Here is a 12,319-nt window from a genome sequence, read left to right on the forward strand (position 1 = left end):
CTGTTCAGTCATGAACGGCTTCTCCGGTCTTTTTACTTTTGAACATGTCCAGCGCAAGCATCACGGCACCGACAGTAATTGCACTGTCGGCGAAGTTGAACGCCGGGAAATACCAGCGGTTCTGCCAATGCACCAGAATGAAATCGATCACATGGCCCAGGGCAATGCGGTCATACAGGTTGCCCAGCGCGCCACCGAGTACCAGGGCCAGCGCAATGGCCAGCCAGGTTTCGTTGCGCCCCAGACGTTTGAGCCATACCACCAGCACCGCACTGACCACCACCGCGATCAAGGCAAACAGCCAGCGCTGCCAGCCCGAGCTGTCGGCCAGGAAGCTGAACGCAGCGCCGGTGTTGTAGGCCAGGGTCCAGCTGAAGTAATCGGGGATCACCACGATCTGCTGGTACATCTTCAACGAGCCTTCAAAGTAGAACTTGCTGGCCTGGTCGATGACCAGGACCAGCAAACTCAACCAGAGCCAGCTCAGCCGTCCGAAACGGCCAACGGCATTAGGCATAGTGACGAACCTCGCCAGCGCCGCTGATGTTGTCGACGCAACGACCGCAGATTTCCGGATGCTCCGGGTTCACGCCGACGTCTTCACGGCAGTGCCAGCAACGGGCGCACTTGGCGAAGGCCGACTTGACGATTTTCAGCTTCAGGCCGCTGACTTCGGTGACCACTGCGTCCGCTGGTGCCTGAACAAAAGGCGCAACGCTGGCGGTCGAGGTGATCAGCACGAAACGCAGTTCGTTGCTCAGTTTGGCCAGGTCGGCGCTCAGCGCATCTTCGGCAAACAGCGTCACTTCGGCTTGCAGGTTGCCACCGACGGCCTTGGCCGCGCGCTGGATTTCCATTTCCTTGTTCACAGCGACCTTCACCGCCATGATCCGCTCCCAGTAGGCGCGGCCCAGTTCAACGTTTTCCGGCAGTTCGGTCAGGCCTTCGTACCAGGTGTTGAGCATCACCGATTCGTTACGCTCGCCCGGCAGGTATTCCCACAGTTCGTCGGCGGTGAACGCAAGGATCGGCGCGATCCAGCGCACCAGCGCTTCGGAGATGTGATACAGCGCGGTTTGCGCCGAACGGCGGGCCTTGCTGTTGGCGCCAGTGGTGTACTGACGGTCCTTGATGATATCGAGGTAGAAACCGCCCAGCTCCTGCACGCAGAAGTTGTGGATCTTGGAGTAGACGTTCCAGAAGCGGTACTCGCCGTAGTGCTCTTGCAGCTCGCGTTGCAGCAGCAGCGTGCGGTCAACGGCCCAACGGTCCAGCGCCAGCATTTCTTCGGCCGGCAGGATGTCGGTGGCCGGGTTGAAACCGGTCAGGTTGGAGAGCAGGAAGCGCGCGGTGTTACGGATCCGCCGGTAAGCGTCCGCACTGCGTTGCAGGATCTGCTCGGAAACCGCCATTTCACCCGAGTAATCGGTAGAAGCTACCCACAGACGCATGATATCGGCGCCCAGGGTGTCGTTGACCTTTTGCGGCGCGATCACGTTGCCCAACGATTTGGACATCTTGCGGCCGGACTCATCCACGGTGAAGCCGTGGGTCAGCAGTTCGCGATACGGCGCGTGGTTGTCGATAGCGCAACCGGTCAGCAGCGATGAGTGGAACCAGCCGCGGTGTTGGTCCGACCCTTCCAGGTACAGGTCGGCGCGCGGGCCGGTCTCGTGGCCCATCGGGTGCGAACCGCGCAGAACGTGCCAATGCGTGGTACCCGAATCAAACCAGACGTCCAGGGTGTCGCTGATCTTGTCGTACTGCGGCGCTTCGTCACCGAGCAACTCGGCAGCGTCCATCTTGAACCAGGCTTCGATGCCTTCGACTTCGACGCGCTTGGCGACTTCCTCCATCAGCTCGGCGGTACGCGGGTGCAGCTCGCCGCTTTCCTTGTTCAGGAAGAACGGGATCGGCACGCCCCAATTGCGCTGACGGGAGATGCACCAGTCCGGACGGTTGGCGATCATCGAGTGCAGGCGCGCCTGGCCCCAGGCTGGAACGAACTGAGTCTCTTCGATGGCTTTGAGCGCGCGCTTGCGCAGGGTTTCGCCGGTCGCAGGCTCTTTGTCCATGCCGATGAACCACTGTGCGGTGGCGCGATAGATCAATGGGGTTTTGTGACGCCAGCAGTGCATGTAGCTGTGTTCGATGATGGTGGTGTGCAGCAACGCACCGACTTCGGTCAGTTTATCGACGATGGCCGGGTTGGCTTTCCAGATGAACTGGCCGCCAAAGAACTCCAGCGACGGTACGTAAACACCGTTGCTCTGTACCGGGTTGAGGATGTCATCGTTGACCATGCCGTATTTCTTGCAGGTCACGAAGTCGTCTACGCCGTAGGCCGGCGAGGAGTGAACCACGCCGGTGCCGGCGCCCAGTTCAACGTAGTCGGCCAGGTAAACCGGCGACAGGCGATCGTAGAACGGGTGACGGAAGTTGATCAGCTCCAGCTCTTTACCGGTGGTGGTCGCGATGACCGAGCCTTCCAGGCTGTAACGGGCCAGGCAGGATTCGACCAGCTCTTCAGCCAGGACCAGCAGTTTGTCGCCGACATCGACCAGGGCGTAGTTGAATTCCGGGTGAACGTTCAACGCCTGGTTGGCCGGGATGGTCCACGGGGTGGTGGTCCAGATCACGATCGAAGCCGGTTTGCCCAGCGACGACAGACCGAAAGCGGCAGCCAGTTTGGCTTCATCGGCAATCGGGAACGCCACGTCGATGGTCGAGGACTTCTTGTTCTCGTACTCGACTTCCGCTTCAGCCAGGGCCGAACCGCAGTCGAAGCACCAGTTCACAGGCTTGAGGCCCTTGAACACGAAACCGCCCTTGACGATTTCGGCGAGTGCGCGGATTTCACCGGCCTCGTTCTTGAAATCCATGGTCTTGTACGGGTTGGCGAAGTCGCCCAACACGCCCAGACGGATGAATTCGGACTTCTGGCCTTCGATCTGCTCGGTGGCGTAGGCACGGCACAGTTCGCGGGTCTTGTCCGCGCCCAGGTTCTTGCCGTGGGTCACTTCGACTTTGTGCTCGATCGGCAGACCGTGGCAGTCCCAGCCCGGAACATAAGGCGCATCGAAACCCGACAGGGTCTTCGAGCGGATGATCATGTCCTTGAGGATCTTGTTCAGCGCATGACCGATGTGAATCGTGCCGTTGGCGTACGGAGGACCGTCGTGAAGTACGAACTTCGGACGATCCTTGCCAATTTCGCGCAACTTACCGTACAGGCCAATGCTGTCCCAGCGCTGCAGAATCTGCGGTTCGCGCTGAGGCAGGCCGGCCTTCATTGGGAAGGCGGTGTCCGGAAGGTTTAGCGTGGCTTTATAGTCGGTCATTTATGGCTCTTCATTAGCGATTGGCGCTAGGTGCGACAGGGCACGGGCGGCGGCGACATCCGCATTGATCGCCGTCTTAAGCGCCTCCAGAGAGGCGAAACGCTGCTCTTCACGCAGCTTGTGGTGGAAAACCACCGTCAAACGCCGGTCATACAGATCGCCGGCAAAATCTAAAAGATGTACTTCGAGGTGGGCCTTGCCATCCCCTTGGACCGTTGGCCGCACGCCGATGTTGGCGACGCCTGGCCAGGTCTTGCCGTCGATGTCGATGTCGACCAGGAAAACCCCGGACAACGGCACGCGACGGCGCTTGAGTTGAATGTTGGCGGTTGGCGTACCCAGTTGGCGCGCCAGCTTCTGGCCGTGCAACACACGCCCGGTAATCTGGAACGGACGACCGAGCAGGCGTTCGGCCAAGGCAAAGTCTGCAGCGGCCAGGGCATTTCGCACCTGGGTGCTGCTGACGCGTATACCGTCCAGTTCAACGGTTTGCGCCGCTTCGACGGTGAAGCCTTGCATGACGCCGGCCTGTTGCAGGAAATCGAAATCCCCTACCCGGTCACAGCCGAAGCGGAAGTCGTCGCCGACCTCCAGGTGCTGCACGCCAAGGCCGTCCACCAGAATGGTATCGACGAACTCGCTGGCGCTGAGCTTGCTCAGGCGTTGATTGAAGGCCAGGCACAGAACCCGGTCGACACCTTCGTCAGCCAGCAGCTGCAACTTGTCTCGCAGACGCGCCAGACGGGCCGGCGCCGTGTCCGGGGCGAAAAATTCCCGCGGCTGCGGCTCGAAAATCACCACGCAGCTGGGCACGCTCAACTCGAGCGCTCGCTCACGCAGCCTCGCCAGGATAGCCTGGTGGCCACGGTGAACACCGTCAAAGTTGCCAATAGTGGCGACACAGCCCCGATGCTGGGGGCGCAGGTTGTGGAGGCCTCGAACCAGCTGCATAACGCGCTTCTTGCTCATAAAGTGGTCGATTATAACCACACCCGGCGGCCGACGACAGGCAACACCGTAACCCAAAGTGATCGAACCGACAAAACCGCCGGCTCGCCCGTGTTTATCGAGGCAATAGCCTCAACTCAGCGCCTTGCGATTGAAGTCGCGCAAACGGAAGCCCATCAGCAGCAACATGCCGAAATAAGAGACCACGCCAGCAACCACCAGCGCGCCCAGACGCAGGAATCGCTCGAGCATGTGCCCCTGATCCCAGGCCGGCATAAAGTGCATCCCGGCCAGCAACACCGCTGACATCACCAACACCGCGATCACCAACTTCGCACCGAACTTACCCCAGCCCGGTTGTGGCTGGTACATCTGCTGCTTGCGCAGCTGATAGAACAGCAGGCCGGCGTTGATGCAGGCACCGGCGCTGATCGCCAGTGCCAGCCCGGCGTGGGCCAGCGGACCGATCAACACCAGGTTGAACAACTGCGTGACGACCAACGTGAAAATCGCGATTTTTACCGGCGTGCGGATGTTTTGTTGCGCATAAAAGCCTGGCGCCAGCACTTTGATCACGATAATCCCGAGCAAACCGACCGAATAGGCAATCAACGCCCGTTGGGTCATGACCGCGTCGAAGGCGTTGAACTGACCGTACTGGAATAACGAAACCGTCAACGGCTCAGCCAGAATCCCCAGCGCCAGCGAGCATGGCAGCACCAGCATGAAGCACAGCCGCAGGCCCCAATCGAGAATCCGCGAATACTCGGCGCGGTCCTTGCTGGCGTAGGTCTTGGCCAGGGTCGGCAGCAGAATCGTGCCCAACGCCACGCCCAGCACACCGGACGGCAATTCCATCAAGCGGTCGGCGTAATACATCCACGACACGGAGCCGGCGACCAGGAACGACGCAAAAATGGTGTTGATGATCAGCGAAATCTGACTCACCGAAACGCCGAGAATCGCCGGCAGCATTTGTTTCATGACCCGCCAGACGCCGCTGTCGCGCAGGTTCAGGCGCGGCAGCACGAGCATGCCGATTTTTTTCAGGTGCGGCAGCTGATAAAGCAATTGCGCCAGCCCACCGGCCAGCACTGCCCAACCCAGGGCCATCACTGGCGGATCGAAATACGGCGTCAGGAACACCGAAAAGACGATCATGCTGACGTTGAGCAAGGTCGGCACGAAGGCCGGCACCGAGAAGCGGTTATAGGTGTTGAGGATCGCCCCGGCCAGTGAAGACAGGGAGATCAGCAATATATAAGGAAAGGTCACCCGCAACAGGTTGGACGTCAGCTCGAACTTTTCCGGCGTGTCGGTAAAACCTGGCGCGGTCGCCCAGATCACCCATGGCGCTGCGAGCATGCCCAGTGCGGTGACCAGCGCCAGTACCAGCGTCAGCAGGCCGGAGACGTAGGCAACAAAAGTGCGTGTCGCCTCCTCGCCCTTCTGGCTTTTATATTCGGCAAGAATCGGCACGAACGCCTGGGAAAAGGCCCCTTCGGCGAAGATCCGGCGCAGGAGATTGGGGAGCTTGAAGGCGATGAAGAAGGCGTCGGTCGCCATTCCCGCGCCAAATGTGCGTGCAATGAGGGTGTCACGGACGAACCCCAGAATCCGGGAAAGCATCGTGATAGAGCTGACGGCGGCCAACGATTTGAGCAGATTCATTGAAAGAGTTTGTGCCTGTCGATAAACAGCAGGCGAACAACGCGCCCACTTATGCGATACTCCGCGCCGCAGCAGCACAGAGCCAAAGCTCGCGAGTTTACAGGTCAAGCGCCGGAAATAAATATCCCGCCTCTTTATACCTACCACTTAGCGGAACGTCTCAACCGCCCTTGACAAGACATCAACTCATCGGCATGATTCGCGGCCTATTTTGTTTGCTATTTCCTAAAAAGTCTTTCGAGGAGCTCGACGGTGGCCAACACACCTTCCGCCAAAAAACGTGCAAAACAGGCTGAGAAGCGTCGCAGCCACAACGCCAGCCTGCGTTCCATGGTTCGTACCTACATCAAGAATGTAGTTAAGGCCATCGACGCAAAAGACGCTGAAAAAGCTCAAGCTGCTTACGTTCTGGCCGTGCCAGTTATCGACCGTATGGCCGATAAAGGCATCATCCACAAGAACAAGGCTGCTCGCCATAAGAGCCGCCTGAACGGTCACGTCAAGGCTCTGAACCTTGCTGTTGCCGCATAAGCGATAAGCTTGTTGAAAAACCGACCCCAGGGTCGGTTTTTTATTGCCTGTCATTTAGTAAACGCACCGCAAAAAATATGGGAGCAGGCTTGCTCGCGAATGCGCTGTATCAGCCGGCATCAATATCGCCTGACACACCGCATTCGCGAGCAAGCCCACTCCCACAATTTGGATCTTCGCTAGCTTATTGAGCGTGCGTCCACGGCAGAATCGGAATCGCCGTCACCGCATTCTGCGGGCTGCCTTCGATCAAGCGATCGCTGTAAACCAGATACACCAGCGTATTGCGCTTTTTGTCGAGGAATCGCACCACCTGCATGGTCTTGAACACCAGCGATGTACGCTCCTTGAACACTTCCTCGCCATCCTTCAACTCGCCTTTGAAGTTGATCGGCCCCACCTGACGACAAGCGATAGACGCCTCAGCGCGATCCTCAGCCAAACCCAGACCACCCTTCACGCCGCCAGTCTTGGCCCGGGACAGGTAGCAGGTCACGCCCTCGACCTTCGGATCATCAAATGCTTCGACCACGATGCGGTCATTCGGGCCGACGAACTTGAACACCGTCGACACCTGACCAATCTCCTCGGCCGAGGCCAGCAGCGGCATTGCCAACAGCAGACCCAACAATCCTTTTGCAACACGCATTCAGGTATTCCTTCAGACCAGGATCAGGTTATCGCGGTGAACCAGTTCCGGTTCCGCCATGTAACCCAACAGACCGACAATCGCCTCAGACGACTGACCGATGATTTTCTGCGCTTCCAGCGCGCTGTAGTTGGCCAGGCCACGGGCAATCTCACGACCGTCCGGCGCCACGCACACCACCATTTCGCCGCGACGAAAACTGCCCTGGACCAGCTTGACGCCGACCGGCAGCAGGCTTTTGTTGCCTTGGGACAACGCCGTCACCGCCCCCGCATCCAGCACCAGCGTGCCACGGGTTTGCAAATGGCCGGCCAGCCATTGTTTGCGCGCCGCGAGCATACCGCGCTCCGGCGACAGCAAAGTGCCAATACGCTCGCCCGCCTTCAAGCGATCCAGCACACGCTCAAGGCGCCCACCGACGATGATGGTATGCGCACCGGAACGCGCCGCCAGGCGCGCCGCACGCAACTTGGTCTGCATGCCGCCACGACCCAACGCACCACCGGTACCGCCCGCCACCGCGTCCAGCGCCGGATCATCAGCGCGTGCTTCGTAAATCAGCTTGGCATCGGGATTGTTGCGAGGATCGGCGTCGAACATGCCGTCGCGATCGGTGAGGATCACCAGCAAATCAGCTTCGACCAGGTTGGCCACCAGCGCCGCCAGCGTATCGTTGTCGCCAAAACGAATTTCGTCGGTGACCACGGTGTCGTTTTCGTTGATTACCGGGATGACTTTCAACTCGACCAAGGCACGCAAGGTGCTGCGGGCGTTCAGGTAGCGCTTGCGGTCGGACAGGTCGTCGTGCGTCAGGAGAATCTGCGCGGTGTGTCGGCCATGCTCGGCAAAGCTCGATTCCCAGGCTTGAACCAGCCCCATCTGACCGATAGCGGCAGCCGCCTGCAGTTCGTGCATCGCACTGGGCCGTACGGTCCAGCCCAGACGACTCATGCCCGCCGCTACTGCCCCGGAGGACACCAGCACCAGCTCGACGCCCGCTTCATGCAAGGCCACCATCTGTTCGACCCAGACACCCATTGCCGCGCGATCCAGGCCCTTGCCGTCCGCCGTCAGCAACGCGCTGCCGATTTTCACGACCCAACGCTGCGCACCTGTCACCTTGCTCCGCATCATCTTCAACCTTAGCTTGAGGACAGCGCGACCCAGCGCTGCCCATAACGTTATTCGTGACTACCGATTTCCAGATACTAAAACGCCGCTCCAGGGAGCGGCGTTCAAGTTTATCGCAACAGATCAGTCGCGCACGTAAATGATTTCCGGACCGTCCTCATCATCCACGTCTTCTTCGTCCCAATCATCGTCGCCGATGTCATGGACCGACTTCACGCCACTGCGACGCAGGGCACGCTGGTCGTCCAGAGCCTGCAGTTGAGCACGGGCTTCGTCTTCGATGCGCTGATCGAGTTCAGCCAGCTCTTCCTTGTAAGCAGGGTCGTTCGCCAGGCGATCGGCACGATCTTCCATGTAACGCATGATGTCGTGACACAGACGCTCGGTGCCCAGCTTGGAGATGGCGGAGATCACGTAAACCGGGCCGGTCCACCCCAGGCGATCAACGATTTCCTTGACGCGAGCATCGTGCTCTTCTTCAAGGATCTGGTCGCACTTGTTCAGTACCAGCCAGCGATCACGCTCAGCCAAAGACGGGCTGAACTTGGTCAGTTCGCTGACGATCACTTCAGCAGCGTCCGGGGCACTGGTGTCGTCGAGCGGCGCCATGTCCACGAGGTGCAGCAGCAAACGGGTACGCGACAAGTGCTTGAGGAAGCGAATCCCCAGGCCTGCGCCATCGGAAGCGCCTTCGATCAGACCCGGAATGTCCGCGACCACGAAGCTCTTCCAGCGATCGACGCTGACCACGCCCAGGTTCGGCACCAGCGTGGTGAACGGGTAGTCGGCGACTTTCGGCTTGGCAGCCGACACCGAACGAATGAAGGTACTTTTGCCCGCATTCGGCAAGCCCAGCAGGCCGACGTCCGCCAACACCTTCATTTCCAGCTTCAGATCACGCGCCTCACCCGGTTTACCCGGAGTGGTCTGACGCGGAGCGCGGTTGGTACTGGACTTGAAACGGGTGTTGCCCAGACCGTGCCAGCCGCCATGCGCCACCAGCAGTTTCTGGCCAGCCTTGGTCAGGTCGCCGATCACTTCCTGGGTGGCAGCATCGATGACAGTCGTGCCGACCGGAACACGCAGCACCAGCTCTTCACCTTTCTTGCCGGTGCAGTCGGTGCTGCCGCCGTTGGAACCGCGCTCGGCATCGAAGTGCCGGGTGTAACGGTAGTCCACCAGGGTGTTGAGGTTTTCATCGGCGATCATGTAGACCGAGCCGCCATCACCACCGTCACCGCCGTTCGGGCCGCCGTTTTCGATGAATTTCTCGCGACGGAAGCTCATGCAACCGTTGCCGCCGTCACCGGCCTTTACTCGAATCGATACTTCATCAACAAACTTCATAACAAAACGCCTCTCGCCATACGGACGAGCCGAAAAAATCTAGACATAAGACTCTTGCAAAAATGAGCGCAGCGACCTCAATCAACGACCGCAAATCCAGCGCTGGAGCCCATTACAAACAGCTTTGCAAGAGACTCACCCCACAAACGAAAAAGCCCCGTCGCAAGACAGGGCTTTTCCAGCAACCACGTAATTATGCCGCGACGACTTCAGTCTTCGGAACAATGCTTACGTAACGACGACCGAAGGCGCCCTTTACTTCAAACTTGATCACGCCGTCGATTTTAGCGAACAGAGTGTGATCTTTACCCATGCCAACACCGTAACCGGCGTGGAATTGGGTGCCGCGCTGACGCACGATGATGTTGCCCGGAATGATAACCTGGCCGCCATACATCTTCACGCCAAGGCGTTTGGCTTCTGAGTCGCGACCGTTACGGGTACTACCACCAGCTTTTTTGTGTGCCATGAGTTCAATTCTCCTAGTGAGGAATTAGGCTGAAATTAAGCCTGAATACCGGTGATTTTGATCTCGGTGTACCACTGGCGGTGGCCCATACGCTTCATGTGGTGCTTACGACGACGGAACTTGATGATGCGGACTTTATCGTGACGACCTTGGGAGATCACTTCAGCCACAACGGTAGCGCCAGCAACAACTGGAGCACCGATATTCACGTCATCGCCATTGGCGACCAACAGAACGCGATCAAAAGTTACGGATTCGCCGGTAGCGACTTCCAGTTTTTCAATCTTCAGGTATTCACCTGGGGCGACTTTGTACTGCTTGCCACCAGTAACGATTACTGCGTACGACATGGTATTTCTCCGATAATCCTGCTCACCCAGCTCTTTATAAGAAGAGGTATTGGCTGGCATGGCTGCATAAGGCTGGAAGGCCCGTTTGCAATTGCGTAAGGCAGGTGCTGCCCAGGAAGTTCAGGGTGCGCGATTGTACGCAAGCTGCCGGAGCGATGCAAGAGGCCGTCCATCGCGCCTTGACACCCGCCGACGTGGGTCCTAGCATGCCGCGCAACCCTTCTGGAGCAACTGTCGCTGATGCAACCCCAAGCTTTCTACCGCGCGGTGGCGGACGATTTTAGCGCCGTCGACGGCATCATCAAGAAGCAGCTGACTTCCCGAGTGCCGCTGGTATCGAAAATCGGCGACTACATCACCTCGGCTGGTGGCAAACGCCTGCGTCCTTTATTGGTGCTGCTGTGTGGCAAGGCTCTTGGCCGCGAGGGCGACGACCTGCGTCTCCTGGCCGCGACCATCGAGTTCCTGCACACCGCCACCTTGCTGCACGACGACGTGGTCGACATGTCCGGCATGCGCCGTGGCCGCTCGACCGCCAATGCCATGTGGGGCAACGCCCCGAGTGTGCTGGTGGGCGACTTCCTGTATTCGCGCTCCTTCGAAATGATGGTCGAACTGGGCTCCATGCCGGTGATGAAGATCCTTTCGCAAGCCACGCGCATCATCGCCGAGGGCGAAGTGTTGCAGCTGTCGAAGGTCCGCGACGCAAGCACCACTGAAGAAACCTACATGGAAGTCATCCGCGGCAAGACTGCGATGCTCTTCGAGGCGTCGACCCACAGTGCCGCAGCGCTGTGCGAGGCGACGCCGGAACAGGCCGAAGCCCTGCGCACCTTTGGTGATCACCTGGGCGTGGCCTTCCAACTGGTCGACGACCTGCTGGACTACAAGGGCGACGCGGAGACCCTGGGCAAGAACGTCGGCGACGACCTGGCTGAAGGCAAACCGACCCTGCCACTGATCTACACCATGCGCGAAGGTACGCCGGAACAGGCGGCACTGGTGCGCAAGGCGATTCAAAAAGGCGGCATCGAGGACCTGGAAAGCATTCGCGAGGCCGTTGAAGCTTCCGGCTCCCTTGAGTACACCGCGCAACTGGCCCGCGACTATGTGGCTCGCGCGATCAAATGCCTCGAAGCGCTGCCTGCCAGCGAGTATCGCGATGCATTGGTTGAGCTGAGTGAATTCGCCGTAGCCCGCACGCACTGATCGCCCCTTGTAGGAGCCGGCTTGCTGGCGATTGCATCACCTCGGAACTCCTGACACACCGAGGCGTATACATCGCCAGCAAACCGGCTTCTACAGGTCGTACATCCCTCTCCCGCGTAAAACCCTATATAATGTGCGCTTTTTAGCGATCCTGAATCCAAGGAGCCTTAGTGAGCACGTTGCCACCCTGCCCGAAATGCAATTCCGAATACACTTACGAAGACGGCGCACAGCTGATCTGCCCCGAGTGCGCCCACGAATGGTCCGCCAGCGGCGAAGCTGAAGCAGCTTCCGATGACACCGTGAAAAAAGATTCGGTAGGCAACGTCCTGCAGGACGGCGACACCATCACAGTGATCAAGGACCTCAAGGTCAAAGGCACGTCGCTGGTGGTCAAGGTTGGCACCAAGGTCAAGAACATCCGCCTGTGCGATGGCGACCACGACATCGACTGCAAGATCGACGGCATCGGCCCAATGAAGCTCAAATCCGAATTCGTCAGAAAAGTCTGAACCTGCTGTGATCCATCCCGCGCCCTGCGTGGGATGGCGCTTCGCCCTCCTCCGCTTCGCCCAGCAATCCCTCGCAATAGCCAAACGCCAGCCGTTTTGACCTTACGCAATCTTTACCCGGAAAAAACCACAAACCGCCAATAGGCCCTTGCTATTTGATG

12 protein-coding genes are annotated in these 12,319 nt (G+C 59.1%); 3 read left to right on the forward strand and 9 right to left on the reverse strand.

Going from position 1 to position 12,319, the window contains the following annotated elements; genetic code table 11:
* Positions 1-4 precede the first annotated feature (4 nt).
* From lspA to murJ, 4 genes are all read right to left on the reverse strand, one after another.
* The gene (lspA, locus tag FBY04_RS18235) at positions 5-517 is read right to left on the reverse strand and encodes a signal peptidase II (RefSeq protein WP_084319497.1); all 513 of its coding nucleotides are present in this window, start codon (positions 515-517) and stop codon (positions 5-7) included.
* A complete protein-coding gene (gene ileS, locus FBY04_RS18240; protein WP_084319499.1) occupies positions 510-3,341 on the reverse strand; it encodes an isoleucine--tRNA ligase in 2,832 nt (943 codons plus the stop codon). The genes lspA and ileS overlap by 8 nt, the downstream gene beginning before the upstream one ends.
* Positions 3,342-4,292, reverse strand: a complete 951-nt coding sequence (gene ribF / locus FBY04_RS18245; RefSeq protein WP_084319501.1) for a bifunctional riboflavin kinase/FAD synthetase — start codon at positions 4,290-4,292, stop codon at positions 3,342-3,344.
* A gap of 129 nt (positions 4,293-4,421) precedes the next feature.
* Positions 4,422-5,960 carry a murein biosynthesis integral membrane protein MurJ gene (gene murJ / locus FBY04_RS18250; RefSeq protein ID WP_145316036.1) on the reverse strand — a complete coding sequence of 513 codons (1,539 nt, stop codon included), beginning with the start codon at positions 5,958-5,960 and terminating at the stop codon, positions 4,422-4,424.
* 252 nt (positions 5,961-6,212) lie between these two features.
* Here murJ and rpsT point away from each other — a divergent pair, with 252 nt between their 5' ends.
* On the forward strand, positions 6,213-6,491 hold the full coding sequence (gene rpsT, locus FBY04_RS18260) for a 30S ribosomal protein S20 (RefSeq protein ID WP_008154937.1): 279 nt from the start codon (positions 6,213-6,215) through the stop codon (positions 6,489-6,491).
* A 184-nt stretch (positions 6,492-6,675) separates the two neighbouring features.
* On the opposite strand, the gene FBY04_RS18265 is transcribed toward rpsT, so the two are convergent.
* The 5 genes from FBY04_RS18265 to rplU form a co-directional block, all read right to left on the reverse strand.
* Complete coding sequence (locus tag FBY04_RS18265) at positions 6,676-7,140, reverse strand: CreA family protein (RefSeq protein WP_007938427.1); 465 nt, start codon at positions 7,138-7,140, stop codon at positions 6,676-6,678.
* A gap of 12 nt (positions 7,141-7,152) precedes the next feature.
* Entirely contained in the window at positions 7,153-8,271 is a 1,119-nt protein-coding gene (proB, locus tag FBY04_RS18270) for a glutamate 5-kinase (RefSeq protein WP_017340857.1), read from the reverse strand.
* Positions 8,272-8,394: 123 nt separating this feature from the next.
* A complete protein-coding gene (cgtA, locus tag FBY04_RS18275) occupies positions 8,395-9,618 on the reverse strand; it encodes an Obg family GTPase CgtA (RefSeq protein WP_145316039.1) in 1,224 nt (407 codons plus the stop codon).
* Between the two features lie 193 nt (positions 9,619-9,811).
* Entirely contained in the window at positions 9,812-10,087 is a 276-nt protein-coding gene (gene rpmA, locus FBY04_RS18280; protein ID WP_017340859.1) for a 50S ribosomal protein L27, read from the reverse strand.
* Positions 10,088-10,122: 35 nt separating this feature from the next.
* Positions 10,123-10,437 carry a 50S ribosomal protein L21 gene (gene rplU / locus FBY04_RS18285; RefSeq protein WP_007950961.1) on the reverse strand — a complete coding sequence of 105 codons (315 nt, stop codon included), beginning with the start codon at positions 10,435-10,437 and terminating at the stop codon, positions 10,123-10,125.
* Positions 10,438-10,677: 240 nt separating this feature from the next.
* Here rplU and FBY04_RS18290 point away from each other — a divergent pair, with 240 nt between their 5' ends.
* Both FBY04_RS18290 and FBY04_RS18295 read left to right on the forward strand, forming a co-directional pair.
* Entirely contained in the window at positions 10,678-11,646 is a 969-nt protein-coding gene (locus FBY04_RS18290) for a polyprenyl synthetase family protein (protein WP_015096895.1), read from the forward strand.
* A gap of 170 nt (positions 11,647-11,816) precedes the next feature.
* A complete protein-coding gene (locus FBY04_RS18295; RefSeq protein WP_010467527.1) occupies positions 11,817-12,158 on the forward strand; it encodes a zinc ribbon domain-containing protein YjdM in 342 nt (113 codons plus the stop codon).
* Positions 12,159-12,319 lie beyond the last annotated feature (161 nt).

It is taken from the genome of Pseudomonas sp. SJZ080 (assembly GCF_007828295.1).
GTDB classification, from domain to species: Bacteria; Pseudomonadota; Gammaproteobacteria; order Pseudomonadales; family Pseudomonadaceae; genus Aquipseudomonas; species Aquipseudomonas migulae_A.